The organism is Streptomyces sp. NPDC056231, assembly GCF_048270745.1.
Lineage (GTDB): Bacteria > Actinomycetota > Actinomycetes > Streptomycetales > Streptomycetaceae > Streptomyces.
Map to the genome: position 1 here is coordinate 1 of NZ_JBLVKW010000008.1, position 25,960 is coordinate 25,960.

23 protein-coding genes are annotated in these 25,960 nt (G+C 70.7%); 9 read left to right on the forward strand and 14 right to left on the reverse strand.

The window, feature by feature from the left end; translation table 11 throughout:
• Positions 1–62 precede the first annotated feature (62 nt).
• Positions 63–1,571: an exopolysaccharide biosynthesis polyprenyl glycosylphosphotransferase gene (locus ACNPQM_RS09285; protein ID WP_418083622.1), complete on the reverse strand. Its 1,509-nt coding sequence runs from the start codon at positions 1,569–1,571 to the stop codon at positions 63–65.
• Between the two features lie 364 nt (positions 1,572–1,935).
• Here ACNPQM_RS09285 and ACNPQM_RS09290 point away from each other — a divergent pair, with 364 nt between their 5' ends.
• Positions 1,936–3,210 carry an FAD-binding protein gene (locus ACNPQM_RS09290; protein ID WP_358860067.1) on the forward strand — a complete coding sequence of 425 codons (1,275 nt, stop codon included), beginning with the start codon at positions 1,936–1,938 and terminating at the stop codon, positions 3,208–3,210.
• Between the two features lie 18 nt (positions 3,211–3,228).
• Here the strand turns inward: ACNPQM_RS09290 and ACNPQM_RS09295 are convergent, their stop codons facing one another.
• Together ACNPQM_RS09295 and ACNPQM_RS09300 are read right to left on the reverse strand one after the other, a co-directional pair.
• A complete protein-coding gene (locus tag ACNPQM_RS09295; protein WP_418083742.1) occupies positions 3,229–4,224 on the reverse strand; it encodes an MASE1 domain-containing protein in 996 nt (331 codons plus the stop codon).
• A gap of 82 nt (positions 4,225–4,306) precedes the next feature.
• Complete coding sequence (locus tag ACNPQM_RS09300; protein ID WP_418083623.1) at positions 4,307–5,149, reverse strand: PP2C family protein-serine/threonine phosphatase; 843 nt, start codon at positions 5,147–5,149, stop codon at positions 4,307–4,309.
• 269 nt (positions 5,150–5,418) lie between these two features.
• Here ACNPQM_RS09300 and ACNPQM_RS09305 point away from each other — a divergent pair, with 269 nt between their 5' ends.
• The 3 genes from ACNPQM_RS09305 to ACNPQM_RS09315 all read left to right on the forward strand — a co-directional run bounded on the left by ACNPQM_RS09305 (position 5,419) and on the right by ACNPQM_RS09315 (position 7,787).
• On the forward strand, positions 5,419–5,718 hold the full coding sequence (locus ACNPQM_RS09305; protein ID WP_418083624.1) for a DUF1876 domain-containing protein: 300 nt from the start codon (positions 5,419–5,421) through the stop codon (positions 5,716–5,718).
• Positions 5,719–5,977: 259 nt separating this feature from the next.
• Positions 5,978–7,090: an XdhC family protein gene (locus ACNPQM_RS09310; protein WP_418083625.1), complete on the forward strand. Its 1,113-nt coding sequence runs from the start codon at positions 5,978–5,980 to the stop codon at positions 7,088–7,090.
• Between the two features lie 10 nt (positions 7,091–7,100).
• Positions 7,101–7,787 (forward strand): SRPBCC family protein, encoded by a 687-nt coding sequence (locus ACNPQM_RS09315; protein WP_418083626.1) that lies wholly within the window; start codon positions 7,101–7,103, stop codon positions 7,785–7,787.
• A gap of 3 nt (positions 7,788–7,790) precedes the next feature.
• Here ACNPQM_RS09315 and ACNPQM_RS09320 read toward each other — a convergent pair whose 3' ends face one another.
• The 3 genes from ACNPQM_RS09320 to ACNPQM_RS09330 form a co-directional block, all read right to left on the reverse strand.
• Entirely contained in the window at positions 7,791–8,648 is an 858-nt protein-coding gene (locus tag ACNPQM_RS09320) for an SCO6745 family protein (RefSeq protein WP_418083627.1), read from the reverse strand.
• 10 nt (positions 8,649–8,658) lie between these two features.
• Positions 8,659–10,359: an acyl-CoA dehydrogenase family protein gene (locus tag ACNPQM_RS09325; protein ID WP_418083628.1), complete on the reverse strand. Its 1,701-nt coding sequence runs from the start codon at positions 10,357–10,359 to the stop codon at positions 8,659–8,661.
• 82 nt (positions 10,360–10,441) lie between these two features.
• Entirely contained in the window at positions 10,442–11,053 is a 612-nt protein-coding gene (locus tag ACNPQM_RS09330; protein ID WP_358860075.1) for a TetR/AcrR family transcriptional regulator, read from the reverse strand.
• 466 nt (positions 11,054–11,519) lie between these two features.
• Here ACNPQM_RS09330 and ACNPQM_RS09335 point away from each other — a divergent pair, with 466 nt between their 5' ends.
• Positions 11,520–12,287, forward strand: a complete 768-nt coding sequence (locus tag ACNPQM_RS09335) for a lamin tail domain-containing protein (RefSeq protein ID WP_418083629.1) — start codon at positions 11,520–11,522, stop codon at positions 12,285–12,287.
• Positions 12,288–12,589: 302 nt separating this feature from the next.
• On the opposite strand, the gene ACNPQM_RS09340 is transcribed toward ACNPQM_RS09335, so the two are convergent.
• Positions 12,590–13,846: a DUF6777 domain-containing protein gene (locus tag ACNPQM_RS09340; protein ID WP_418083630.1), complete on the reverse strand. Its 1,257-nt coding sequence runs from the start codon at positions 13,844–13,846 to the stop codon at positions 12,590–12,592.
• Between the two features lie 144 nt (positions 13,847–13,990).
• On the opposite strand from ACNPQM_RS09340, the gene ACNPQM_RS09345 reads away from it, so the two are divergent.
• Complete coding sequence (locus ACNPQM_RS09345) at positions 13,991–15,271, forward strand: streptophobe family protein (protein ID WP_418083631.1); 1,281 nt, start codon at positions 13,991–13,993, stop codon at positions 15,269–15,271.
• Here ACNPQM_RS09345 and ACNPQM_RS09350 read toward each other — a convergent pair.
• The 6 genes from ACNPQM_RS09350 to ACNPQM_RS09375 all read right to left on the reverse strand — a co-directional run bounded on the left by ACNPQM_RS09350 (position 15,230) and on the right by ACNPQM_RS09375 (position 22,717).
• Positions 15,230–16,285 carry a serine/threonine-protein kinase gene (locus ACNPQM_RS09350; protein WP_418083743.1) on the reverse strand — a complete coding sequence of 352 codons (1,056 nt, stop codon included), beginning with the start codon at positions 16,283–16,285 and terminating at the stop codon, positions 15,230–15,232. The two genes, ACNPQM_RS09345 and ACNPQM_RS09350, sit on opposite strands and share 42 nt — an antisense overlap.
• A 53-nt stretch (positions 16,286–16,338) precedes the next feature.
• Entirely contained in the window at positions 16,339–17,028 is a 690-nt protein-coding gene (locus ACNPQM_RS09355) for a hypothetical protein (protein ID WP_418083632.1), read from the reverse strand.
• Between the two features lie 15 nt (positions 17,029–17,043).
• Positions 17,044–19,398, reverse strand: a complete 2,355-nt coding sequence (locus ACNPQM_RS09360; RefSeq protein WP_418083633.1) for an FHA domain-containing protein — start codon at positions 19,396–19,398, stop codon at positions 17,044–17,046.
• Positions 19,399–19,484: 86 nt separating this feature from the next.
• Entirely contained in the window at positions 19,485–20,150 is a 666-nt protein-coding gene (locus ACNPQM_RS09365) for a nitroreductase (protein ID WP_358860081.1), read from the reverse strand.
• A 145-nt stretch (positions 20,151–20,295) separates the two neighbouring features.
• A complete protein-coding gene (pgm, locus tag ACNPQM_RS09370) occupies positions 20,296–21,936 on the reverse strand; it encodes a phosphoglucomutase (alpha-D-glucose-1,6-bisphosphate-dependent) (RefSeq protein ID WP_418083634.1) in 1,641 nt (546 codons plus the stop codon).
• A gap of 46 nt (positions 21,937–21,982) precedes the next feature.
• On the reverse strand, positions 21,983–22,717 hold the full coding sequence (locus tag ACNPQM_RS09375) for a 4'-phosphopantetheinyl transferase family protein (RefSeq protein WP_418083635.1): 735 nt from the start codon (positions 22,715–22,717) through the stop codon (positions 21,983–21,985).
• Between the two features lie 74 nt (positions 22,718–22,791).
• Between ACNPQM_RS09375 and ACNPQM_RS09380 the strand changes: the two genes are divergently transcribed.
• Both ACNPQM_RS09380 and ACNPQM_RS09385 read left to right on the forward strand, forming a co-directional pair.
• Positions 22,792–23,241, forward strand: a complete 450-nt coding sequence (locus ACNPQM_RS09380; protein WP_418083636.1) for a S8 family serine peptidase — start codon at positions 22,792–22,794, stop codon at positions 23,239–23,241.
• Positions 23,242–23,361: 120 nt separating this feature from the next.
• Complete coding sequence (locus ACNPQM_RS09385; protein ID WP_266989129.1) at positions 23,362–23,679, forward strand: cupin; 318 nt, start codon at positions 23,362–23,364, stop codon at positions 23,677–23,679.
• Positions 23,680–23,681: 2 nt separating this feature from the next.
• Here ACNPQM_RS09385 and ACNPQM_RS09390 read toward each other — a convergent pair whose 3' ends face one another.
• The gene (locus tag ACNPQM_RS09390; RefSeq protein ID WP_418083638.1) at positions 23,682–24,920 is read right to left on the reverse strand and encodes an MFS transporter; all 1,239 of its coding nucleotides are present in this window, start codon (positions 24,918–24,920) and stop codon (positions 23,682–23,684) included.
• A gap of 80 nt (positions 24,921–25,000) precedes the next feature.
• Here ACNPQM_RS09390 and ACNPQM_RS09395 point away from each other — a divergent pair, with 80 nt between their 5' ends.
• Positions 25,001–25,897 carry a LysR family transcriptional regulator gene (locus tag ACNPQM_RS09395; RefSeq protein WP_418083639.1) on the forward strand — a complete coding sequence of 299 codons (897 nt, stop codon included), beginning with the start codon at positions 25,001–25,003 and terminating at the stop codon, positions 25,895–25,897.
• The last annotated feature ends 63 nt before the right edge of the window (positions 25,898–25,960 follow it).

A 25,960-nucleotide genomic window follows, 5' to 3' on the forward strand; every position in this document is an offset into this window, starting at 1 on the left:
CCGCAGCTCTGCGGCGGCCCGCCCGGCCGAGGCTCATCTTCCGCATCCGTTCCCCGCTGCTCTCAGTACGCCCCGCGGCCGTCGGTGACGGCGCGCAGCGTACGGACCATGAGTCCCAGATCCGTGGCCACCGACCAGTTGTCGACGTACCACAGATCAAGCGAAACCGTCTCCTGCCAGGAGAGGTCGGAACGCCCGCTGACCTGCCACAGCCCGGTCAGCCCGGGCCGGACCGCGAGCCGCCGGAGCTCGCGCTCGTCGTAGCGGGACACCTCCTCCGGAAGAGGCGGACGAGGGCCCACCAGGGACATCTCGCCACGGACGACATTGAGCAACTGCGGCAGCTCGTCGAGCGAGCTCCGGCGCAGCAGCCGGCCGATCCGCGTCACCCGGGGATCTCGACGGATCTTGAACATCGCACCGTCGTTCTCGTTCGCTGCGACGAGCTCCGCCTTGTGCGTTTCGGCGTCCTCGACCATGGTGCGGAACTTCCACATGGTGAATGGCCGGTTGTGCCGGCCCTGGCGGATCTGGCGGTGGAACACCGGGCCCTCGGAGGTGAGCCGTACGACTGCCCCGATCAGGAGCAACAACGGTGCCAGCAGCACCAGTCCGAGCGCCGCACCCGTGCGGTCCACCGCAGCCTTCAGGGCCATCTGCGGCCCCCGGCGGAGCGGCGGCACGATGTGCAGCAGCGTCAGTCCGGCCGCCGAGGCGGGTCGGACCCGGCCTGCCGCGATCTCCGAGAGGTCCGACAGCACGGACAGCTGCAGCCCCCCGTCGTGCAGGCCCCAGGACAGTTGCCGCAGCCGCTCCCCGGAAAGCTGTGGTCCGGGTATCACCAGGGCCAGGTCAGCCTCGTGGGCGAAGGCCCCGCCCAGCACCGTCGACACGTCGTCGTCGGCGGGAGCCGGTGCGAGGTGCCCCGGGACCGGAGCCTCGCAGTCGAGTGATGCCTCCCCTACGGGGATGGCCGCAACGACGTTGTACGCGTGGTCCGTTCGAGAGCCGAGCAGCCGCACCGCCCGGTCCACCCCTGAAGCCTCGCCGACTACCAGCACGCGGTGCTCGGCGCGCTGCCGCGCTCCTGGCCAGGGGAGTTGGCGTACGAGCGAGACGGCCACGGTCACCAGCAGGCCGGGCAGGAGCGCCTCGACCGTGGGAACCGGCCTCACCGGCTCGCCCAACACCGTGCCGAGGACGGCCAGTGCGCCGATGAGCAGCAGCCAGTCCCCGGGCGCGGTCAGTGCACCCCGGAGGCCCCCCGGCTGCTTGATTCTGTACCGGCCACGCGCCAGCCGGGCTCCGAACCACACCAACGCGGCGACGGCCGCCGCAAGTTGGGCCCGCGGGAGCCCGCCCGTGCGAAGGATGAGCCAGGCCGGTATCCCCATCCCGAGAAGATCGGCACCGACGACGAGCGGCAGGTACCGGCCCGGTCTCCTCTTCGGTGCGGGCGTCTGGTCAGAACGCTCGCGCTGTACAGTCGGGGCACTCCACAGCCGTTCAAGTTCCCTGCTGCGAGGCCGATTCGAAGCGGTCCGTAGTCGTGGCGCCCCCGCCAGTCCCACGGATCCCGGTATGTCGGATTCGGGTAGCTCGACATGCCCCATGAACCCCCCAGTCACAGTTGCATCTCCACAAACGGGACGCACCCGCCGATCCAAGGGACCGGCGGATGCGCCTTCGCTGGCTGCACGATATCCACACACGTGCCATTTTGCTGGAGTTCTCGTGAAGTTCAGACATAAACGATGGCTCGGATCTCGTCCCGTTCCGTGTTGTATACAGGAGGTCTGCGGTCGGCTGTTGGCATTTGGCGGGATCCGCCCTGGGACTATGTGCGGACATGTCACGGCCTCGTGGTGCCGCCTTCGCATCTGGGAGAATCAGCGGAGGCTGCGAGCGCCGGCGACGAGAGAGAGAAGGCGTGCCGTGACTCCCGCGGAGAAGAACTGGGCCGGAAACATCGCCTTCGGGGCGCGGCGCCTCCATGCCCCCCGCTCGGTGGCCGAGATCCAGGACATCGTGGCCTCCGGCACCACAGCCGGCACCACGGTACGGGCACTGGGCACCCGGCACTCCTTCAGCACCGTCGCGGACACGGCTGGAGACCTTGTGTCGCTGGCCGGACTGGACCGCGTCGTCGAGATCGACCGGGCGGCCGGATCGGTCACCGTCAGTGCGGGGCTGCGCTTCGGGGAGTTCGCCGATGTCCTTCATGAGAACGGCTACGCCCTGCACAACCTGGGCTCACTGCCGCACATCTCTGTGGCAGGAGCCTGCGCGACCGGCACGCACGGCTCGGGCATCGGCAACCGTTCGATCGCCGGGGCGGTCCGGGCGCTGGAGATGGTCACGGCGGACGGCCGGACCGCGGAGCTGAAGCGCGGCGACGCGGACTTCCCCGGGGGTGTGGTCGCCCTGGGCGCCCTGGGGGTGGTGACCCGGCTGACCCTGGACCTGGTGCCCGCCTTCGACGTACAGCAGTGGGTCTACGAGGACCTGCCGCGGTCCCGGCTCGGTGACGCGGACGGATTCGACGAGGTGATGTCCGCCGCGTACAGCGTCAGCGTCTTCACCGACTGGCGTGGTGGCCCGCTGAACCAGGTCTGGCTCAAGCAGCGGGTGGACACCGAAGGCGCGCGGCAGGCACCCGCCGAATGGCTCGGTGCCCGGCTCGCGGACGGCCCGCGCCACCCGATCCACGGCATGCCCGCCCGGAACTGCACCCGGCAGCAGGGCGTCCCCGGCGCTTGGCACCGGCGACTGCCTCACTTCCGGCTGGAGTTCACCCCCAGCAACGGGGACGAGCTGCAGTCGGAGTACTTCGTGGCACGGCGCGACGCCGCGGCGGCGTTTGCGGCACTGGACCGGATCCGGGACCGGATCGCCCCGCTGCTGCAGATCGGCGAGATCCGCGCCGTGGCCCGCGACGACCTATGGCTCAGCCCCGCGAGCGGCATCGACGCGGTGGCCTTCCACTTCACATGGGTCCCGGACCTGGCCGCCGTCACGCCGGTGCTCGGCGCGATCGAGGAGGCGCTCGCACCGTTCGGCGCCCGGCCGCACTGGGGCAAGGTGTGCACGACCGCGCCCGAGACGCTGCGCGCGCTGTACGGGAAGTACGGCGCCTTCGAGAAACTGATGGCCCGGTACGACCCGTCCGGCACCTTTCGCAACGACTTCTTGGACCGCCACTTCCCGTAGTGACGCACAGCCTGGAGGTCAGCGGCCGTCGCGCTCGTCCCGGTAGCGGGGCGGCCACGCGCTGGCCGATCGTCCCGGTGCGAGATGGTCCACCACGTCGGCGAGCTCCTCACAGGCCTGCTCGATCCTGCGCCGGATGTTCATGTCCTCGCTGACGATCGACGCCAGCAGCAGTGCGGTGAGTGCCATGGCGCCGTTGAGGATCGCCAGATTGAGCATGATTTCAAGGATCGTGTGACCACGGAACGGTCCCACTTCCTCAGTGCCCGCGACGATCGCCAGCACGGACAGCACGAGGGCACACGGCGCGCTGCCTGCCAGCTGGAAGCGCAGCGCTGCCCAGATGAGCACCGGGAACAGCAGGTAGAGCATCGACAGTGAGCTTCTGGTGGCCACCACGCCGATCACGACGCAGGCGACTGCCAGCGCGGTCGCCTCCGCCCATCGGGCGGTCCTCCGCGGCCGCCGCGCCCTGCGCATCACGAGGAGCAGGGGGGTGACGATGAGTACGCCCATGGCGTCCCCCGCCCACCAGGCCGCCCAGACCGGCCAGAAATGGCTGAGCGGCAGCCTGCCGGTGAGTGCCAGCATGGCCGTGCCCACCGTGGCGCTGATCAGCATCCCGGCCATCGCACCGAGGAAGACCAGGATCACCCCGTCGCGCAGCCGGTCCAGTTCCTTCCGGAACCCGGCCCGGCGGAGCATGAGGTACGCGCAGACCGGCGCGATGGTGTTGCCTGCGACGATGCCAGGGGTGGCGAGGTCGACCGGGCCGGTGACGGTGGCGACGACGAAGAAGGACCCAAGAGCGATACCCGGCCAGATACGCAGGCCGAGGTAGAGCAGAGAGCTCAGCGCGATGCCCGTCGGCGGCCAGAGGGGGGTGACTCTGGCTTCCTGGATGGTCACCTGCCTGAGCAGACCGATCTGTCCCACCCCGTAATAGGCGGCGGCGACCGCCAGGATGCTGAGGGCGGTCACCGCCGGACCTCTGATTCCCTCACCGCGGATCACAGCTCTCATGAGACACCGCGGGCCCGGGCGGCGGCTGTCTGACACGCTCGGCTCGGGGAGGCTCGCGGTGGGCTGCCCGGTGTCACCGGTCGTCACGCTGTGCGGCCCGGGACGCGTTGTGGCGCAGGACGAGTACGGCGGCATCGTCCTCGTGCCCGGTGCGTTCCGCCGCATGCAGCACCGCGTCGGCCAGCTCGTCGGCGCTGGCCGTGGCGCGTGAGGCCACCAGCCGCACCACCGTGTCCAGGCCCTCCTCGATCGGGAACGATGGCCCCTCGACCACCCCGTCGGTAAGCAGCACGAACGCCCCCGGGGTCGTCAGGCAGTGGCGCGTGACCGGATACTGCGTACCGGCCTGAATGCCCAGCGGCAGACCCCCCGCGTCCTCGGAAATGCCGGAGCGTCCGTCGACCGTCGCCCACACCCCGAACACATGTCCGGCGCGCGCGGTGTCGAGTACCCACGCGCGCGGGTCGAAGCGGACGAACGTGCAGGTCGCGAAGAGCATGTTGTCGACGGACAGCAACAGATCATTGGTGCGGCTCAGTATCTCGCCCGGATCCGAGGCCGTGGCGGCGATCGCCCGCATCCCGATCCGGATCTGCCCCATGAACGCGGCGGCTTCGACATCATGGCCCTGTACGTCCCCGATGGTGAAGGCGAGCGTGCCGTCCGGCAGCGGAAAGCCGTCGTACCAGTCGCCACCGATGTCCAGGCCGCTGCGGGCCGGCGCGTAACGGGCCGCCGTCTGCAGACCGGAGCTGGTGGGCAGGGTGGCCGGCAGCATCTCGCGTTGCAGCGCCTCGGCCAGCTCCACGCGCGCCTGGTGCAGTTGCACCTCCTGCCGCGCCCGGGCGGTGAGCTGCTGCAACGTGGTGAGCAGCTCCTCCGCACTCGCCGAAGTGGGAGGACGACGCCGGTTCATGGGCCGCTCCGCAGTGCATTCGTTCGCGAGCCGCAACACACAGGGCCTGACGTGGTGGTACGTAACCGTAAGGCCCTCTTCCGGCTGCCCCCTGCATCATATTTCGACACTGAACACCCTGCAGTGCAAGCGGCCGTCAGGGCATCACGTCGTGCCGACGCGAAGGGGCCGGGCCGGGAGCGCGCGAACGGACTCGGGTGGAGGGATGCTGAAGAGAGAACCGCGTTGTAGCGGCTCACCGTGGCCGGACGCGGGCGAGGAGGTGCGCAATGACACGCACGCTGGAATGGAATCTCCACCTCGATCTGTCCGAGGAAGGAGGCACGACCAAGGCCGAAGCCGTGCTGGACACCGGTTCGGAGAAGCTCACCGGCCACGGGGTGGCGCACTGCAACCCGACGGACGTGGACATCCCCATCATCGGTGACGAACTCGCGGCGAGCCGCGCGATGAAGGATGTCGCCAGCCAGCTGATGAGAGAGGCGGACCGCGAAATGGAGTCAGTGGGTGCCGGACCCCCGAAGGGTCCCCTCGGCAAGCCGTACGCCTGGACCGACGTGTCGAGCTAGGGCGTGTTTCGACAGTCCCGTCTGCCGGGCGGCGTCCGGCACGCTCGCTCGCTGAGTTGTCGGGCTCGCCCCGATACACCCAGTATCGGGTGACCCTCCGCGTTGCGAGCGTACGCACCAGACGCCGCCTGGCCTGCCCTACGGGCGGACGACGCTCCTTTCGATGCACGCGCTGGTCCCCCTCTCGGCAAGCTCTGCCCCGTCGCGGAGCAGTTGGCGGCCGCCGTCGGCGGAGCCACACCGGCAGGCGGTGAGTGCCATGCGTGAGATCCTCCCGGCGCTGGGCCGCTGGTACGCCTCCGGTGAACCGTTCGGACTTGCGACGGTCGTCGCGGTCACCCGCAGCGCGCCCCGCGGCCCCGGGGCGGCGATGGCGGTGGGCCCCGGCGACGAGGTCGTGGGCAGCGTCTCCGGCGGCTGCGTCGAAGGCGCCGTTTTTGACCTGGCCAAAGAAGTCGTGGAGACCGGACGGGCACAGCTCCACACCTTCGGCTACAGCGACGAGGACGCCTTCGCCGTTGGGCTCACCTGCGGAGGCGAGATCACCCTTCTCGTACGCCCCGTGTCGGCCGTCACCGATCCCGCGTTCGGTGAGGTCGCTGCGTCGGTCGCCGCGCACCGTCCGGTGGTGGTCGCCATCGTGACCGACGGCCCCGCCCCGCGCGGCGCCGCGCTCGCCGTATGGCCGGACGCGGTGTCCGGCTCCCTGGGCACCAGCGGCCTCGATGTCGCCGTCATCGCCGACGCCCGGGGCGAACTGGCCCTGGGGGCAACAGGCCTGCGCCACTACGGACCGCGCGGCGAACGCCGCGAGGACGACGTCACGGTGTTCCTGCAGTCGTTCGCGCCGCCGCCGCGCATGCTCGTCTTCGGGGCGATCGACTTTGCTGCTGCCGTGGCCCGCATCGGCGTGTTTCTCGGCTATCGGGTCACGGTGTGCGACGCCCGCCCGGCCTTCGCTGATCCCCGCCGCTTCCCGGCCGGGGCGGAGGTGGTCGTCGACTGGCCGCACCGCTACCTGCGCGGCACCGGCACCGACGACCGGACCGTGATGTGCGTACTCACCCACGATCCGAAATTCGACGTCCCGCTGCTGGAGGTGGCCCTGCGCTCCCCGGCCGCGTACATCGGCGTGATGGGGAGCCGCCGCACCCACGAGGAACGCCTGGCCCGGCTGCGCGAGACCGGACTCGGCGAGGCGGAGCTCGCGAGACTGCGCTCGCCCATCGGCCTCGACCTCGGCGCCCGCACCCCCGAGGAGGTGGCCGTCTCGATCGCCGCGGAGATCGTCGCGCTGCGCTGGGGCGGTACCGGCGCCCCCCTGGCGGACACGGCCGGGGCGATCCACCGGCCGCGACCGAAGTCCGTGTGAGGAGGAGACCATGCAGCTGCACCACTCTTTCACCGTGCCGGTACCGGTCGACGAGGCGTGGCGGGCGCTGCTCGACATCGAGCGGGTCTCGCGCTGCATGCCCGGCGCCACCGTGGAGGACTTCGACGGCGAGACCATCAAGGGCTCCGCCAAGGTGAAGGTGGGTCCGATCACCGTGACGTACCGCGGCACGGCGACCTTCCTGGAGAAGGACGAACCGGAGCACCTGATCGTGCTGGCCGCCAAGGGCAAGGAGGTGCGGGGCCAGGGTATGGCCGCGGCCGCCGTCACCGGGACGCTCGCCGAGCGCGACGACTGCACGACCGTCACGGTCGACGCCGACCTGACGGTCACCGGACGGCCGGCCCAGTTCGGCCGCGGGGTGATGAGCGACGTCAGCGACCGGCTCATCGGGCAGTTCGCCGGCTGCTCTTCCGCGCAGCTGTCGGAGGCGGCAGTGGCTGCGCGCGAACCCGAACCCGCGGCACCGCCCGGGGCCGGCGGCACAGGCGTGTTCGAGGCGGAACCGATCGACCGGCCGCGCGCGGCGGGTGCGCCGGTGGCCGAACGCGCGGCGGCCCTCGGCGCGGCCGTCCTTGCCGCGCTGGCCGTGGTTCTCCTGCGCGGGATCTGCCGTCGGCGGGCCGGCCACGGCCGGCCGCCTGCGGATCCACGGACGCCGGCACAGAACTGCTGAAGTTCACTCCGCCGACGGGGAAGGCAGCCCGATGGGATTGGGGAACGGCAGCACCTTGGCGCCCAGGACCTGTCGGGCCGGCAGCTCCAGCGCGGTGAGCAGCGTATCCACGGTGGCGTCGTCGACCGCGCGCAGCAGCCGGGCGGCCAGCCGGTCGGTGGCGTCCTCGATCAGATCGCGCTCCTCATGGCCGCGCGGCGTGGCGGCCCCGCCCGCGTCGACAAGTCCGCGCGCACGCAACCGCTCCTGGGCCGCCGCCCACTCCTCCTCGCTCCAGCCCCGCTCGTGCCGGATCCCGTCGCGGGGGACCCGGTCGGTCGCGGCGGCCAGCACGAGTGCCTCCGGAGCGTCCAGACCATGGTCGGCGAGCGCGGCGACGTGGGCGTCTCCCCGGAACTCCCGTACAGCTGTACTGAGTTGCCACAGTCTCTCCACCGGGTCCTCGCGGTCGCAGAGCGGGCGGTTGGCGGCGAACAGGGGCCGGGCCATCAAGGGTGCGTCCTCCACCATGGCCGCCAGCGGCGGGCAGAGCTCACCGGCCCGGGCATCGATGTCGGGGATGACCTTGCGCAGCGCCTCGGCGGCCCGGTGGGCGCGGATGTCCGTCATCGTCCCGGGGGTGACGATCTGCCACACCGCGGGCAGGGCCCGCGCCACCATCCCGGGGGCGAAGACACCGAGTGCAGCGGTGGCCGCACCCGGGTCGACCTGCCCCATCGGAGCGATGCGCGCGGCGAAATACCCCATCCAGAACCCCTTCAGGCCAAGGGACTTGCCCATGACGCGGCACTGCGCGTCGAAGTACGCGACCGCATGAAGGGGTTCGGTACGCAGCCACAGGGTGCGGGATCTCGAGTCCATGGACACCAAGCTAACGCGCGCCGAAGTGCCGCTCCACGATAATTGTGGTGTCGGTGCCGCGCGGCAGGATGCCGTACTGGTGACCGCGGTCCGCGCCCAGGCGTGCGGCGACGAACGCCTCGGCCTGCGGCGCCGGAGCGTGCCGCACCATCAGTGAGGACTGCAGGGCGAGCGCCATGCCCTCGACCGTCGCCCGCGCACGAAGCTCCGCAGCGAGCGGATCGCGCAGATCCGCGACCAGCTCTTGACGTACCCGACGCACATGCGCGTCCAGCACAGCACTGGCCCCGGCTGTGGTCTCCAGCTCGGCCCAGAAGGCATCCAGGGACTGCGGGGTCCTGGCGATACCGCGCAGCACATCGAGCGCGATCACATTGCCGGAGCCCTCCCACACGGCCATCACCGGCTGCTCGCGGTAGCGCCGGGCGAGTGGCCAGTCCTCGGTGTAGCCATTGCCGCCCAGGCACTCCAGCGCCTCGTACGCGTGGTGCGGACCGCGCTTGCAGATCCAGTACTTGGACACGGCGGTGGCCAGTCGGCGGAACATCGCCTCGGACTCGCTGCTGCCGGCCTCGTACGCCCGGGCGAGGCGTAGCGAGGTCCAGGTCGCGGCCTCCGTCTCCAGCGCCAGATCGGCGAGGACCGCTGTCATGGCGGGCTGGTCGACCAGCCTGGCGCCGAAGGCGCTGCGGTGCCGCGCATGCCAGATCGCTTCGGACACCGACTGGCGCATGCCCGCGGTAGTGCCGAGGACACAGTCCAGACGGGTGTGGTTGACCATTTCGATGATGGTGGGAACGCCGCGCCCGGGCTCGCCGACCCGCACCGCCCAGGTTCCGTCGAATTCCACCTCGGAGGACGCGTTCGACTTGTTGCCGAGCTTGTTCTTCAGCCGCTGGATACGGACGGTGTTACGGGTGCCGTCGGCCAGCACACGCGGCACGAGGAAGCAGGTCAGCCCGGCCGGGGCCTGGGCCAGAACGAGGAAGGCGTCCGACTGCGGGGCCGAGAAGAACCACTTGTGGCCGGTCAGCAGGTGGGCCCGGCCGTCGGGGTCGGAGGCCACCGGAACCGCGCGGGTGGTGTTGGCGCGAACGTCGGAACCCCCCTGCTTCTCCGTCATGCCCATGCCGAACGTCAGCCCCGACTTGCTGCCCGGGGCGATCAGCCGCGGGTCGTACGAGCGGCTCAGCAGGCCCGGGAGCCAGTCCCGGCCCACCTCGCCGTCGCGCTGCAGTACCGGGACCACGGCGTGCGACATCGACATCGGGCAGGCGTGGCCCGGCTCGATCTGGGCGAACAGCATGAAGGACGCCGCCCGCGCGACCGCGGCACCCGGCTTCGGATCGGCCCAGGCCGCGGTGTGCGTGCCGTAGCCCACAGCCGCGCCGATGACCTCGTGGTACGCGGGATGGAACTCGACTTCGTCGACGCGGTTGCCGTACCGGTCGTGGGTGCGGAGCGCGGGTGGCGACGTGTGGGCGAGCTCCGCATTCTGCTGGAACGGTTCCGAACCGACCAGGCTGCCGATCTCATGGAGCTCCGGCTCGTGCCAGGCCGCGCCGAATGCCCGTACCGCCTCGACGAGCGGCGGATTGGTGCCGTACTCGTCCAGGCCGGTCCGGGGCGGCGCCTGATTGGTGACCTCGTGGGTGGGGTGCGGTGCGGGAGCCCCTGACCGGAGGTCGGTGGAGTGTGCGGTGACGGTCATGTCGGTGGTCCTGTCTGACGTCGGCGGTGAGAAGTTTCGGCCGGGAGGTTGCTCTGCCGGTACGGCGGTGTGGTGGGAGCGGTCAGTCGCAGCCCGCTCCCACCGCTCTCAGGCACAGGGTGGCGATGTCCGCCACGACCGGCTCCGGGGCGGTGCGTTCGCCCACGGGGGAGAGCGGACCGAGCAGCGCCTCGCTGATCGCCCCGATGACGGCGGCGGCCGAGAGCCTGGCGTTCTGCGCGGGCAGCTCGCCGGCTTCGATCCCTGCGGCGATGACCGTCTCGGCGAGGGCGTGGTAGCCGCGGCGATAGGTCAGTCGCTCCGCCTCGACCAGCGGATCGACCGGCTCGGCAAGCAGCGCCCAGGCCGTGCGGGGTGTGCGCAGCGCCCTGAACGCGAAGACCTCGACCAGGGTGCGCAACTGCTCAGCCGCCCCTCTTGTGGCGCCCACGGCCTGCTGGACCGCGGTGAGCTCATGACCTGCGACATGACGGAAGACCGCGGCGAGCAGCTCCTGTTTGGAGGCGAAGTGGTTGTAGACGCTGCCAGTGGCGACTCCGGCCCGCTCGGCGAGCGCGGAGATGCTGGCCGCGGCGTATCCGCCCTCGGCCAGCAGTTGCCGCGCGGCGTCCAGCAGTCGCCGGCGATGCGCGAGCCGGGTCGCCTCGGTACGGGCGGTGGGGCGGTAGGCCACGATGCTCTGAACCTCGATTCATAGCTTCAGCTCCCACTGAACCACCGTTGTGTCCACCCCGCAATGATCGGCGGCCGTCGGCGGCGGCAGAGAGGTAGAACCTCCTTTCGCCTTTCCCGGGCTGGCGGAAAGTCCGTTCGAGGCCCGGTGGGCGACGGCTGTTACGGAATTCCGTGCCGGTCGCGCAGGGGTGAGCCGTGATGTGCGCGGGTTGACGTGGCGTACACCGTGCCGGATGCGCCGGTCCCGAACGGGTGGGTGCAGCGGTCAGTGATTGACAGGTACCCGGGTAGTCGAATACGTGCCCAGTGCATGGGTGTGTGACGGAAATGTCTGCATTTCGTAACACGTATCGAGGCGTCTATCGCAAATCGGGCGATCGGGCCAAAGTGTGCGCTCTCGGCATTACGCCGGGAACGATCAACGCTCGGGCCACCCGGTCCGGGCCTGCACCTGAGGGGTTTTCATGTCCCGTTCCGCACGGCGGTTCACTGCAACCGTTATTGCTGCCGGCGCGCTGGTGGGCGCCGCAGCTCTCCCGGCCGCCGCCGACGACAACGGCCGCGGTTATGGCCGGTCGCACTCGAATTCCGGCGTCGTCCTGGGCGAGATCCAGTACGACAGCCCCGGACCCGACTACGGCACCAACCGCAGCCTCAACGACGAGTGGGTCACCGTCACCAACACCAGCTACCGCACGGTTGACCTCGGTGGCTGGACCCTCAGCGATGAGAGCCGCCGTACCTACCGGTTCGACATGCGTCTGGCCGGCCGCTCCTCGGTGCGGGTCCACACCGGCTACGGCCGCGACAACCGTCACAACGTTTACCAGAACCTCCGCCACTACGTCTGGGACAGCCGCGACACGGCGACCCTGCGCGACGAGGACGGCGACAGGGTCGACGTGAAGTCGTGGGGCCGTCGCTACGACGGATCGTGGGGCCGCGGACGTGACGACGACAACCGCCGTCACCGCCGTCACGAGAACCGCGACCACGACCGTCGTTGGGGCCACAAGGACCGTGACCACGATGGTCGTTGGGGCCGCGAGGGCCGTGACCACGATGGTCGTTGGGGCCGCGAGGACCGTGACCACGATGGTCGTTGGGGCCACAAGGACCGTGACCACGACGGTCGGGGCCACAAGGACCGTGACCACGACGGTCGGGACCACAAGGACCGCGACCACGACGGTCGGGACCACAAGGACCGCGACCACGACGGTCGTCGCTGACCTCCTGCACCCACCTGCCCTGACTCTCTGACCCCCGCTCCCTGACCCGGGAGCGGGGCCCCGTCCCATTCGCCCGCGGCGTACCCCGGCCCCCGTCCGGGGTGCGCCGCCTGACGCTGGGGGTGCTGCGAGCCGTGGTGGTCACAGCCATCACCAGCGTGCACGGGGCAACGGTGACGAAGGCCAGGGTCCGCAGCGGGTGCGGCACTGCGCGGCTCGAATGCGGTTCTCACCGGACGTGTGCGTGCCCATGCCCTCATGCCCCGTCTCCCCGCGGATCGGGGCGAGCGGGGGCGACCTCGTCATTCGAGGCCTGAGGGCTGGGCGGAGCCGGCCTTGGACACGCTTCCGGGGACGGAGGACGCCGCGGGGGCCCGCGGTGTCAGGGACTCCGTTTTCGCCGACTCCGGGGCCGGTCGGGACGCGGGCGACTCGGTGACGGGCGGTGGCGCGGAGGCCGTCGGCTTCGGGGAAGGCGGGGACGGCGAATTCGGCGGCTCGGATGCGGGTGTGCGCGAGGACGGGGACTCGGTCGCCGGCGACGTCGATGGCGTGGACTTCGAGGGTGCCGAAGGCGACGGGCAGGGGCCGGTGGGCGGACAGGGTGACGGTGTGTGCTCGGCGGGCGGCTCGGTCTTCTTGTCGCTGCCACCGGTGTCACCCGCCTTGCGGGCGAGCCAGTCCCCGGACTTCGGGTCGAACATGATGAACACGTCCACCACCTGGGCAGCGGGTCTCACCACCACGACGTGCGAGGAGCTGAATCCGGGCCAGGGTTCGCCCTTCAGCCGTGCGGCGCCCTCGACCGCGACCGGTGGGAGCAGCGGATTCCCGCACGCGCAGCGCACCCGCGGCACACCGTGGTCGTCGACGAGAACGGCTGTGCCCGCTTGAAGCACCGCCTGGTAGCTGGTGGGGGCGCCGTTCCGGTAGCCGTGATTGGTGACCCGGGTGTCCATCCGCAGCCGGACGGAGGTCAGCGCCCGCAGGTAGTCGGGGACGCCGGACGGATCGATGCCCAGGACGGAGGCGAAGGCCTTGTTCTTGTCCGGATCGGCTGTCAGCGCGGTGATCTGCTTCTCCACGTCGCAGCTGGCGACCTTGAGGGTGCCACCGTAGAGACCGGGGGTCGCCCCATCCACGCCCTGCGTGACGTTGGCGCGGGTCTCCGACGGATTGGGTACCGGGGTCGGCGTCGCCGGGGCGCTGGTGCGCGCCGTCGATTCGGTGAACGGATCCTGACCGGCCGACCCGGCCGGCTGCAGGAACACCTCCCCGGCCGCCACCGAACCGCCGCCGGGGCGCGTGAGCACGATGGTCACGACCACCGCGGCCACGAGGGCGGCGCCGATCGACGCCACCTTCGGAACGGAACGCCACCAGGGGCGGCCCGGACCACCGGGTCCGCCCGGCACCGGCGGACCACCCGTGGAGCCGCCACCGCCACCGCCCGACGGGACATCGGGCGATGGAGGCACGGAACCCGGCTGAGGGGGGCCCGAGAGCGGGCCGGAAGGGGGGCCTGTCGGGCGGCCTGACGACGGCGGTTGGGCACTCACGGACTCTTCTTCCCGACGGAGGGACCAGTCCCAGGTTCTTCCGGTACCCGCCCATTGTGTGCTGGGTACTCGCGCGGCCCGCAAGCTGACGCCGTCGGGCCCTCCCAAGGGGCGGATGGCCGCGCTCCTGCCTAGCGTGGCAGCGTGAGCCACCAGGTATCCAGCGACCGCAGCGGAGCGCCGCGCGCCGCGCACGGCTGGGGTGAAGCTCTCCTGGCCGTGCTCGCCGGTCTCGTGGTCATGGCAGCCACCGCTGCCCTCGGTCTTTGGGCGGCAGGTGCGAGCGGTCTCCCCGGGGGCGCGTTCACGCGTGTCGTCGCGGCCGTCGTGGTGATGGCGGCGGGCGGTTCCGTCTCCCTCTCGGGAAACGCCGGGGAACTGGTCAGGACCCATGCGGAATTCTCGGTGCTTCCGCTGTCCGTGACTCTGGCCGGGGCCCTGGTCATCGCCGTTGGCTTTTTGCGGCCCCTGCGCCACCGGGCGGTCGCGGGCGCACGCGAACTGGCCGGCTGGGCCGCCCGGGTGGCAGTGCTGTGGGCGCTGGCCCTGATCGTCCTGTCGCTCCTGGCCCGTCAGAGTTTCGAGATTCCTCTCCAGAATCCGACCGGGGATGTCATCGGTGACCTGCGGGACCCCTCGCCGGAGGTCGGATTCAGGACCGACGTCCCGCTCACCCTGCTCCTCGGTCTGCTCTGGCTGGTGGGCGTCCTCGTCCTGGCTCTCGCCGTGTCGCGCAGCGCCCCGCTCCCGGCCCGCCTGCTGCGCTTCCAGGAGTCGGTGCGCCCGGCCGCGTACGCGATGGTGGCGCTGCTGCTCGCGTACGTCGTCCTGGGCGTGATCGTCGGACTCGTCGTCATCGTGACCGGGGCCCACCCGGCCGAGACGGTGGCCGTGATCCTCCTGGGGCTGCCGAACCTCGTCTGGCTCGCGTACACGCTCGGGCTCGGGGCAACCTGGGAGGGGAGGGTGGACGGGCCGTTCGGGCTGCCCATGCCGCAGGTGCTGGACTCGGTTCTGCGCACGCCGGACCTTTCCGTCCTCAGCGTCTCCACACTCGCCGACCACGACGGCCGGGCCTGGTGGCTGGTCGTCGTCGCCGCCGTGCTGACCTTGGCCGCCGCCTTTCTCATGGCGGCCCGCTCGCCCAGCCGGATGCGGCCGTGGCAGCACGCCGTGCACATGGCGGTGGCGCTCCTCCTCACCGTGCTGACCATCTGTCTCGTCGCCAGGGTCTCGGCACACTACGGTCTGTCACTGCTGGGCATCGGGGACCTCGGCGGCGGTCTCGGCGGCGAGGTGACGCTGCGCCCGCGACTGGTATCCGCGCTCGTCGTCGCCGTCGCGTGGGGGCTGGTCGCCGGCTTCCTCGGCGGCCTGCTCGCCTCAAGGATCCACCGGCGGGGAGAAGTCCCGGCGGACGGCTGAGGCGGTGACAGACTTCGCCTCCCGTACCAGCCCGGGGAACACGGGCAGTGCCCACCGCGGCGGCGCCGGCGGTGGTTCGGCCCCCGCCCCCGTGGCCCGGGCACCGATCCGCATGTCCACCTGCGTCGGCGGATGGTTCTTCTGCCCCGTGCCCCGGGCCGCACCGCGCAGTGCCGCCACGAACTGCAGACACGAGTCGTACCGGTCGTCCGGGCTCTTGGCCAGGGCCTTCGCCAGTACCTCGTCGACGGCGGCCGGGAGATCGGGGCGCCGGCCGGTCAGTGGCGGCGGCGGGTCGAACTGATGGGCCCACAGCAGTGCCATGTCGTCGTCGCGCCGGAAGGGCGGCACACCGGCCATCGTCTCGTACACGACACAGGCCAGGCTGTAGACATCGCATCGGCCGTCCACCGGGCGGCCGGAGATCTGTTCAGGCGCCACATAGTCGAGCGTGCCGACGAACTGGCCCACCGAGGTGAACCCGGTCAGCGACAGCGACTTCTTCGTCAGCCCGAAGTCCGTGAGGTACACATGCTCCGGGTGATCGCTGTCCGTGCCCGCCGCGACCAGTATGTTGCCGGGTTTGACGTCCCGGTGCACCAGATCGTGGTCGTGGGCGGCATCGAGCGCGGACGCCACCTGCGTGGCGATCCGGACCGCTGTCGCGATCGGCAGCGGCCCCTGACGGTCGATGAGGGCGCGCAGGTCCTGCCCGACGACGTAACGCATCGCGATGTAGAGGATGCCCGCGGTCTCCCCGGCCTCGAAGACCGGCACGATATGCGGATGATCGATCGCGGCAGCCACCCGCGACTCATGGGTGAACCGCTTGCGGAAGGTGTCGTTGCGGGCGAGTTCCGGGGCGAGCAGCTTGAGGGCGACCGTGCGGTCCAGCCGCAGATCCCTGGCCCGGTACACGACGGCCATGCCGCCGCGGCCGATCTCGCTCTCCACCCGGTAGCCGGCGATCTGTCTGCCGAGCAGATCGGACGGGCGGCCCACGGGCAGCGCCATGTCCTGCCCGGGGTCGGGGGAGTGCGGGGGGTCCGGCGCGGGTGCGGAGGACATCACACGTCACCCGTCCGGGTGGGCGGATGCGTGGCGTCCGCCCCGGACCGGTCGACGGGCCGCAGGGGCTGTGTCGGCTCGGCATCGGCAGGATCCGCCGGGCGGTACGGGGCCACCCGCGCGGGGTCGACGATCCGCGTCGGCTCGGGCTCCGGTGCGTGCGCCTCGCCCGCACCGCGGTCCGTGGGGGCAGTGCTCGGCCGACCGGGACCGCCCGAGGCCGCGTACGTACTCAGCTGGGTGCCGTCGCAGTACACCCAGCGCTCGTGCTCGGCGTCGTACAGCCACATCGCCTCGCCGTCGGCGACCATGCCCACCCGCAGCCCCTGGGTCCGGCGGCGGAAGGTCTCTCCGTCGATCCGGCCCTCGGCCAGCTCCTCCGCGGCGCGCCGGTACTGGGTCAGCGACTCCTGGACCCGCGCCATCAGCGGCCGGGGGTCCGCGGTGCGCGCGAGCGGCTGTCCTGACTCCGGCGGGCCGTGGGGGACGGAGACGAGCAACCGGCCGTCCACCCATGCCGACCAGCCGTTGGCGCAGAGGATCTGTCCCCAGTCGCCCTGCCGGCCGAGCAGCTGGACGGGAAGCAGCGGGTCGAGCGGCTCGGTGGGCCGGGTCACGTCGGGTGCTTCCCAGGCGGACATCCCGTCCGGGGGAACCACATGTGTGGGGCGGAATTCCGGTGTCGCCATGGGCTCCCGCCTCCACTACTTCCGCATGATGACGGGCTCGTGCCGACGGAGCAGCCGCGCCACCACCAGTCCGAAGACGACCGACAGCGCCACCAGCATCCCCATGTTCAGCAGCCACGCTTCCGTGGAGTGATCGAACAGCGGATCCGAGCTCACCTTTCCCGGCACGATCCTGGCGAGCCCGATGGTCCCGCCCATCGCCGCGAGCGCCCACCGGGACGGCACCAGCCATGCCAGCTGCTCCAACCCGGGCACCCCGTGCAGTTTCAGCAGCGCACCGCAGAACACGACCTGGACGATGGCGAGGAGCACCAGCAGCGGCATGGTGGCCTCCTCCTTGCGCACCAACGCGGAGACGACCAGACCGAGCATCATCGCCGTGAACGACAACAGGGCCACGGCCAGCGTGATTTCGACCAGTGGTGACAGGAGAACGCCTTTGCCGCCCGGGGCGTTCAGATCGACGCCCACCAGACCGACCAGGGTCAGCACCACCGCCTGCAGCACCGTCACGGTGCCCAGGACAACCACTTTGGACATCAGATACGCAGATCTGGACAGTCCGACGGCCCGCTCCCGCTGATAGATCGCCCGCTCCTTGACCAGCTCCCGTACGGCATTGGCGGCTCCGGTCAGCACGCTGCCCACACAGAGGATCAGCAGCGCGTTGATCGCCGTCTCCTGGGTCAGCCGGCTGCCGGCCAGGGCCCGGGTCATCGCGCCCATCACGAACGGCAGAGCGATCATGATGGCCAGGAAGGTCCGGTCGGCGCTCAGCGCTGCGGCGTACCGGCGGACCAGCGTCCACAGTTGAGCACCCCTGCTCCGGGTCTTCGGCGGCGGTGCGACCGGGGCGGCCGCGGCGTGCGGCAGCCTGGGCTGCGTGCTGGAGTTCGCGATGTACTGCCGGTGGAACGGGGAGGCGCGGTACTCCGCCGACCATTTCCGGTCCCGGTCGTTCTCGAACGCCTCGAACGCCTCGGGCCACTGCTCGAATCCGAAGAAGGCGAGCGCATCGTCCGGCGGCCCGTAGAAGGCGGTCTTCCCGCCGGGGGCCAGGACCAGCAGCCGGTGGCAGACATCGAGGCTGAGCACACTGTGCGTGACGACGATGACCGTACGCCCGTCGTCGGCGAGCTTGCGGAGCATGTGCATGACCGAGCGGTCCATACCGGGGTCGAGCCCCGAGGTCGGCTCGTCGAGGAAGAGCAACGACGGCCTCGTCAGCAACTCCAGCGCGATGCTGACGCGCTTGCGCTGGCCGCCGGAGAGGCTGTGGATCGACTGTTCCGTCCGCTTTTCCAGACCCAGCTCACTGATCACTTCGGTGACCCTGTCCCGGCGTTCCGACGGGGCCGTGTCGTGCGGGAAGCGGAGCTCGGCGGCGTACCCGAGGGCGCGGCGCACGGTCAGCTGGGAGTGCAGGATGTCGTCCTGCGGCACGAGCCCGATGCGATGGCGCAGCTCGGCGTAGTCGTGGTACAGGTCGCGGCCGTCGTACAGGACGCTGCCCTCGTCGGCCGGGCGGAGGCCGGTCAGTGCGTTGAGCAGGGTGGACTTACCCGAGCCGCTCGGACCCACCACGCCGAGCAGGCACTTCTCGCCCACCGGGAAGGAGACCTGGTCGAGCAACGTCTTGCGGCCCCGGTCCACCGTGACCGCCAGGTCCTGCACGTCGAGCGAGACCTCACCGGTGTCGACGAACTCCTGCAGCACGTCGCCGACCAGAGAGAACTCGGAGTGACCGATACCGACGATGTCACCGGCGGCGACCGGGGCGCGGCCGACCAGCTGGCCGTTGAGATACGTCCCGTTGTGTGAGCCGAGGTCGACGATCTCGTATGTGCCGTCCGGATGCGCCCGCAGTTCGGCGTGCCGGTGCGAGACGGTCAGGTCGTCGACGACGAGGTCGTTGTCGGCGCTGCGGCCGATGCGTACGGTATGGACGGGCCGCGGTCGCACGACGGTCGGCTGCCGGAACGTACCGGTGGCGGCCGGCATGGAGACGGTGGACGGGCGGTCCGCCGGATGTAGCGCGGGAGCGGGGGGCACCTGACCGACCAGAACCGCGCACGGCCCGTCCGCGGGATGACCGAACCGGATGACGCTGCCGGGTCCTACGCCCGATTCATGGATCCGCCTGCCCCCGGTGTACGTACCGTTCGTGCTGTTCTCGTCCTCCAGGGACCAGTGATCGGCCACGGGCCGGAGCACCGCATGGTGCCACGAGACCCGGTCATCGTCGATGACGATGTCGCTCAGCGGGTCGCGGCCGACGTGGTAGTCCCGGCTCGGACTTATCACCGTGGGTCCTGCGTCGGTCTCGAGAATGAGCTCGGGCGCAGTCGACGCGACAGGCCTCTCGGACATGGTCGAATTCTATCTATTGGTAGGGATATCCGCTCATGGGTGCACCGCGCGCAGCCACAAGGCCAGGACCAGAGTCAGTCCTGCGGTCACACTCCGATGAAGCTCACTGTTTCTGTCATGTCCGCCCGCCCGGTACGCAGCCGGGGCACGCCTTCCTTCTCGAATCCCACCGAGACCCCGCAGAACAGCGCGAGCCCGTCATCGGCCCCGACTATCTGGCTGACGGTCTTGCGATACATCGTCCACATGACCTGGGGGCAGCTGTGCAACCCTTCCGCCCTCAGCAACAGCATGACCGTCTGTAAGTACATCCCCGCGTCCCCCCACTGTCCGGGCCCCATCGTCCGGTCGAGGTAGCAGAACAGTACGACCGGCGCCCCGAACGCCTCCGAGTTCAAGGCGGCGATCTTCATGGGCCTGTCGGGGTCGTCGCGCTCGATTCCGAGCGCTTTGTACCGCTGGGCAGCCGCGGCGGAAAAGCGGTCCAGATACGGCGAGGTCAGTTCGGCCGGGTACATCGGGTACTCCCGCTCATCACCCGGGTCTCCCGCCAGTGCCCTGGCCGTCGCGCGCCTCTTCAGTTCGGCCAAGGGCTCACCGGTCACGGCATACACGTGCCACGGCTGGAGGTTCCCACTCGACGGAGCCCGCGTCGCTGCAGCCAGCACTCGTTCGAGTATCTCTCTGGATACCGGCTCATCGCTGAACGCCCGCACAGCCCGGCGACTGTCCACAGCTTCATACACATCCACGTCTTCTCGTCCTCTCACCCGTCGACGCTGGGCGGGGCATACCGCTTCAAGGGTTGTACAGAGGGGGCGGGAGCGGGCAGATGCGGAGTGGAGCCGCCCCCTGCGCCAAGACCGGGCGTCGCACGGGAGGCGGCCTCCCGACCGCTCAGGCGCCCAGTGCCGCCGAGACCACGGCCTTGGCCTCGTCCTGCACCTGGTCGAGGTGATCGGACCCGAGGAACGACTCCGCGTAGATCTTGTAGACGTCCTCGGTGCCCGAGGGGCGGGCGGCGAACCAGGCGTTCTCCGTGGTCACCTTGATGCCGCCGATCGGTGCGCCGTTGCCGGGAGCCGAGGTGAGCACCGCCGTGACCGGTTCGCCGGCCAGCGTGTCGGCCGTGACCTGCTTCGGCGAGAGCTTGGCGAGTACCGCCTTCTGTTCACGGTTCGCGGGGGCATCGATCCGGGCGTACGCGGGCTCGCCGAAGCGGGCGGTGAGCCCGGCGTAGTGCTCGGACGGCGACTTCCCCGTCACGGCAAGGATCTCCGAGGCAAGCAGCGCCAGAATGATGCCGTCCTTGTCGGTCGTCCACACCGATCCGTCACGACGCAGGAACGACGCGCCGGCCGACTCCTCGCCGCCGAATCCGAGCGACCCGTCGACCAGACCCTCCACGAACCACTTGAAGCCGACCGGCACCTCGACCAGCCGCCGCCCGAGAGCGTCGGCGACCCGGTCGATCATCCCCGACGACACCAGGGTCTTGCCGACGCCCGCCGTGTTCGGCCACTGATCACGGTGCGCGTACAGGTAGTTGATGGCGACGGCGAGATAGTGGTTCGGGTTCATCAGCCCGCCGTCCGGGGTCACGATGCCGTGCCGGTCCGCATCGGCGTCGTTCCCCGTCGCGATCCGATACCGGTCCCGTTGACCGATCAGCGATGCCATCGCGTACGGCGAGGAGCAGTCCATCCGGATCTTGCCGTCCCAGTCCAGCGTCATGAACCGCCAGGTGGGGTCGGTCAGCGGATTGACGACGGTCAGATCGAGCCGGTGCTGCTCGGCGATACGGCCCCAGTACGCGACCGACGCGCCGCCCAGCGGGTCCGCGCCGATCCGGACCCCGGCCGCGCGGATCGCGTCGAGGTCGAGCACGGACGGCAGGTCCGTGACATAGGTGCCGAGGAAGTCGTACGTGGAGGTGGTCGGCGCCGCCAGCGCGCGGACGTACGGCAGCCTCCGTACGTCCTTCATGCCGGTCGCGATGATCTCGTTGGCCCGCTCCTGGATCCAGCCGGTCGCCTCGGACCCGGCTGGGCCGCCGTTCGGCGGGTTGTACTTGAATCCGCCGTCGCTCGGCGGGTTGTGCGACGGCGTGACCACCACGCCGTCGGCGAGACCGGAGGTACGGCCCCGGTTGTGGGCGAGGATGGCGTGCGACACCGCCGGGGTGGGGGTGTAGCCGTCGGCCGAGTCGATCAGCACAGTCACGTCATTGGCGGCGAACACCTCGATTGCGGTGACCCGGGCGGGCTCGGACAGCGCATGGGTGTCGGATCCGAGGAACAGCGGGCCGGTCGTGCCCTGCTGCGCCCGGTACTCGCTGATGGCCTGACTGGTCGCGGCGATGTGGTCCTCGTTGAACGCCGTGGCCGTCGACGTCCCGCGGTGACCCGAGGTGCCGAACGCCACCCGCTGCTCCGGCTCGGCCGGATCGGGATGCAACGTGTAATACGCCGTCACCAGCCTGGCCACATCGGTCAGGTCCTCCGGACGTGCCTGCTGTCCGGCTCGTTCGTGCGGCATCTGCCCACTCTCCGTATCGGTCGGTCGTTGCGATCTGCCCGCCGGATCAGTTTCCCCGATGGCCGGCGTGGACCGGTGGCTGCCCGGCAGTACGCACCGCCACAGCGGCGGCGTACCCGGCGGGGACCAGCACATCGGCGACGGTCCAGCCCGGGGGGCCGGGCTCCGGCAGGGGGCCGGTGCCCAGATGGTCCAGCGAGAGCTCGCGTGCGAGCCCGATCCCCTCGCCCTTCAGATAGGCCTCTTTGCGGGTCCACGCCCGGGCGAAGGCGACAGGCCTGTCCTCCGCGCGGAGTCCTGCCAGCTCCTTTACCTCCGCCGGATGCAGCATCGCCCCGATGTCCGCAGCGGCCGCGCCGTTCGGTACCGCCTCCACGTCCACCCCGACGGGCGCGGCGGCGAACGCCAGCAGCGACAGGTCCCGGCTGTGCGACAGGGAGAAATGCACCCCGCCGTCGGTAGCCGGACGGCCGTGCGGACCACCGCAGGACGGGCACGGCTCACGGACCAGCCGCACCTCGCGTGGTTCGACACCCAGCCGGGCGCCGAGCAGCATCCGCAGCGCCACATGGGCCGTGACATAGCAGCGCCGGTCGGCCGGAGCGACGAATTTCCCGGCACGCCGCTGTTCCCCGGCGTCGAGAATTCCGTGCGCGAGCCGCTCGGCCGCATCACCGTGCCGCACCGCGTCCACGATCCACAAGGCAGGTATCCCGGCAGGCCAGGAGGGCAGCATGCCCCGGGCGCCGTTCGCCGGGTCGAACTCGATGGGCTGATGCACCGGTCGGATCATCTCCAATCACCTGGTGAACGCCGTGAGGGAGTGTCATCGGCGCGGGGAGCAGCGCCAATTCTATGGAGATCGGCGGCCCGGAGTCCGCGGCGATCGACGACGCCGTCGACGCCGTTGCGGCCCGGGGGACCCTGCCTGTCGTCGCGGCGGGGAACAGTTCGTTGGACGCCTGCACCATCTCCCCGGCCCGCGCGGCACACGTGGTCACGGTCGCGGCCAGCGACGCTCAGGACCGGCAGACCAGCTTCAGCAACTACGGCCCCTGCGTGGAGATGTACGCCCCCGGCCTGGCGATCGTATCGGCCAAGCTCGGCGGTGGTTCCGTGGTCATGAGCGGAACCTCCATGGCCAGCCCCCATGTTGCCGGGGTCGCCGCTCTCTACAAGGAGTGGAAGCCGGCTGCCACGCCGAACGACCTCACCCGCTGGCTCGTCGACCAGTCGACCAAGAACGCCCTGTCGTCCCTGGGCGCGGGTTCGCCGAACCGGCTCCTCTACACCGCGGGACTCTGATCCCGATCCGCTGAAGCCGTCCGGCCGGCGGGGTACGCATCCGCGGGCCCCGCTTGCTGCCGGGGCTGACGGCGGCGCGGGCGGATCGCGGTGGTTCCAGGGCTGCGGCACAGTGGTCCTATGGACGATCTCAACGCCCTCGCCGACGAGCATCTGGCCGCCGCCCGCACGTCCCCGCACGGCCGCAGCGCCCACCTGCTGCTGCGGCAGGAGCCCCTGCGGCAGACGGTCATCGCGCTCACCGCGGGCTCGGCCCTCGACGAGCACAACGCGCCGCCTGCCGCCTCGCTCCAGGTCCTGCGGGGGGCCGTCCGCCTCACCGCGGCCTCCGGCGACGTGGAAGTGACCGCCGGAGGGCTGCAGCCCATCCCGCACGAACGGCACGGACTGCTGGCGCTGCAGGACGCGGTGGTGCTGCTGACCGCGGTCAATGACTGACCTCACCGCGCCCGGACCCGTAGCCGCTCCAGCACCCAGAGCACGAAGCTGCCCGCGGCCAGCGAACCGCCCAGGACGCAGATGCCGGTCCAGCCCGCGCGTGACCAGACCACCGAGGCGAGTGCCGCTCCCGTGGCCCCGCCCAGGAAGAAGAGGGTCATGAACCCGGAGTTGATCCGGTTGCGGGCCTCCGGGCGGAGCGCGTAGATCACGTTCTGACTGCTGTTGAGGGCCGCCTGCTGAGCCACGTTCAGCGAGATCACGCCGAGCGCGAGCCACAGCAGCGAGGACTCGCCGGCGAGAAGCAGCAGCCAGGAGAGGGCGAGCAGGGCGGCCGAAGCCCCGGAGACCGCCTGCACACGGCCGCGGTCGCTCAGCCGGGCCGCGAAGTTCATGCCCACCACACCGATGACGCCCACGAGTCCGAAGAGTCCGATCGCGGCCGCGTTCCAGTTGTAGGGCGCCCGGGTCAGCAGGAAGGTCAGCGCGGTCAGCTGCACGCTGTACGAGGCCATGGAGAAGGCGGCGACGGCGGACCGCCAGCGCAGCAGGGGCTCCGTGCGCAGCAGGGAGAGGGTGGAGCGCAGCAGCCCGGCGTATCCCGTCGGGGCGGCGTCGTCCGACCGGGGCAGCCGGGGCAGATGGCGATGCAGGAGCACCGCCATGGCCGCCATGAGCAGGGCGTTCACCCAGTACGCAGTCCGCCAGCCGCCGAGCTCCGACAGCGCGCCGGAGGCCAGACGCCCGACCAGGCCGCCCAGCAGGACGCCCGACATGACGAGGCCGACGATCCTGCCGCGTTCGGCCGGAGCCGCGAGAGTCGCCGCGAACGGCACCACGACCTGGGCGCCGACGGAGGTGAGCGCCGTGAGCGCTGTCCCGGCGATCAGCAGGGGACCGGTGGGAGCACCGGCGGTCAGCAGCAGGAAGAGCGCCGTCAGTGCGAACAGGCCCACCGCCAGCTTTCGGCGCTCCATGACGTCCCCGAGTGGAACCAGCAGGATCAGGCCGAGCGCGTAGCCGCCCTGGGCGGCGGTCACGATCAGCCCCGCCGTCGTGACACCGATGTGCAGATTCGCCTCGATCACGTCGAGGAGCGGCTGCGCGAAGTAGTTGCCCGCGGCCGAGAGCCCGGCCGCGACGGCCATCAGGAGGACGAGCCCGCGGCCGAGGACGGGCGACGCCTCGGGCGGGATCGGCAGAGCTGTGCTGCGCCTTAGCGCCTGTGTGGAGTGAGCCATGTCCCTCAGCCTCGGGGACAGAACATCAATGAGTCCAACACATGTTTTTCATTCGATCGATCGTGGTTCACGATAGATGGATGGAGCTTCAGCAGATGCGGTACGTGGTGGCGGTGGCGGAGCTGGAAAACTTCACGCGCGCCGCGAAGAAATGCCTGGTCGTCCAGTCGGCCCTGAGCCATCAGATCGCCCGTCTGGAGAAGGAGCTCGGCGCCCGGCTGTTCGATCGCACGAGCCGTCGGGTCCGGCTCACCGCTGCCGGTGAGGCGTTCCTGCCGGCGGCCCGGCAGGCGCTGGACGCGGCCGAGCGGGCCCGCGCCGAGGTGACGGCAGCGGCGGGGGAGATCAGCGGGCGTCTCGGGATCGGGGCGATCCCGACGCTCTCCGCCGTCGATATCCCGGCCACACTGCGGGAGTTCCATCTCCGGCACCCGAAGGTCCGTATCGACCTGAGGGAAGGGGCGAGCAAGGGCCTCGTCCAGGAAGTGCAGGACGGGACGCTCGACGTGGCGTTTCTCGGTGTACTGCCGAGTTACCGGCCGAAGGGGGTGCGCGACCGCGAACTGGGTCGCGGGGAGCTCGCCGCCGTGGTGGCGCCCGGCCACCCGCTGGCCGATGAGTCCCAGGTGGACCTGGAACGGCTGGCTCGGGAGACGTTCGTCGACTACCCCGCCGGGACCGCGGCCCGCGCCCAGTCGGATGAGGCCTTCGAGGCGTCCGGACTCACCCGTGAAGTGGCGTTCGAGGTCAGCGGAACCGATTTCATTGTCCGGCTGGTACGCAGCGGACTGGTCGTCGCTCTCCTGCCCGCCGCGTTCGCGGCGGAACTGACGGGGCTCACCGTGCTTCCGGTGCGCAATGCGCCCGCACGGACGGAACGGCTGGTGTGGAGCCGGTTCCGCCCCACACCGGCGGCTGCGGCATTCCTGGCGGGTCTGGACATCGGGGACGACGAACTCTGCCCCAAGACCCCCTGAGGAGAGACTTTCGGCCACGCCCCGCAGGGTTCGTGCCCCCTGTCGATGTCGCTGAATGCGCGC

Excerpts from the sequence above, each read along its gene's own strand:
- ACNPQM_RS09305 (WP_418083624.1), top strand. The coding sequence starts at position 5,419 with ATGACACGCACGCTGGAATGGAATCTCCACCTCGATCTGTCCGAGGAA.
- ACNPQM_RS09355 (WP_418083632.1), bottom strand. The coding sequence starts at position 17,028 with ATGGCGACACCGGAATTCCGCCCCACACATGTGGTTCCCCCGGACGGG.
- ACNPQM_RS09380 (WP_418083636.1), top strand. The coding sequence starts at position 22,792 with ATGGAGATCGGCGGCCCGGAGTCCGCGGCGATCGACGACGCCGTCGAC.
- ACNPQM_RS09335 (WP_418083629.1), top strand. The coding sequence starts at position 11,520 with ATGTCCCGTTCCGCACGGCGGTTCACTGCAACCGTTATTGCTGCCGGC.
- pgm (WP_418083634.1), bottom strand. The coding sequence starts at position 21,936 with ATGCCGCACGAACGAGCCGGACAGCAGGCACGTCCGGAGGACCTGACC.
- ACNPQM_RS09300 (WP_418083623.1), bottom strand. The coding sequence starts at position 5,149 with ATGAACCGGCGTCGTCCTCCCACTTCGGCGAGTGCGGAGGAGCTGCTC.
- ACNPQM_RS09395 (WP_418083639.1), top strand. The coding sequence starts at position 25,001 with ATGGAGCTTCAGCAGATGCGGTACGTGGTGGCGGTGGCGGAGCTGGAA.
- ACNPQM_RS09320 (WP_418083627.1), bottom strand. The coding sequence starts at position 8,648 with ATGGACTCGAGATCCCGCACCCTGTGGCTGCGTACCGAACCCCTTCAT.
- ACNPQM_RS09385 (WP_266989129.1), top strand. The coding sequence starts at position 23,362 with ATGGACGATCTCAACGCCCTCGCCGACGAGCATCTGGCCGCCGCCCGC.
- ACNPQM_RS09390 (WP_418083638.1), bottom strand. The coding sequence starts at position 24,920 with ATGGCTCACTCCACACAGGCGCTAAGGCGCAGCACAGCTCTGCCGATC.
- ACNPQM_RS09315 (WP_418083626.1), top strand. The coding sequence starts at position 7,101 with ATGCAGCTGCACCACTCTTTCACCGTGCCGGTACCGGTCGACGAGGCG.
- ACNPQM_RS09350 (WP_418083743.1), bottom strand. The coding sequence starts at position 16,285 with ATGGCGCTGCCCGTGGGCCGCCCGTCCGATCTGCTCGGCAGACAGATC.
- ACNPQM_RS09325 (WP_418083628.1), bottom strand. The coding sequence starts at position 10,359 with ATGACCGTCACCGCACACTCCACCGACCTCCGGTCAGGGGCTCCCGCA.
- ACNPQM_RS09360 (WP_418083633.1), bottom strand. The coding sequence starts at position 19,398 with ATGTCCGAGAGGCCTGTCGCGTCGACTGCGCCCGAGCTCATTCTCGAG.
- ACNPQM_RS09310 (WP_418083625.1), top strand. The coding sequence starts at position 5,978 with ATGCGTGAGATCCTCCCGGCGCTGGGCCGCTGGTACGCCTCCGGTGAA.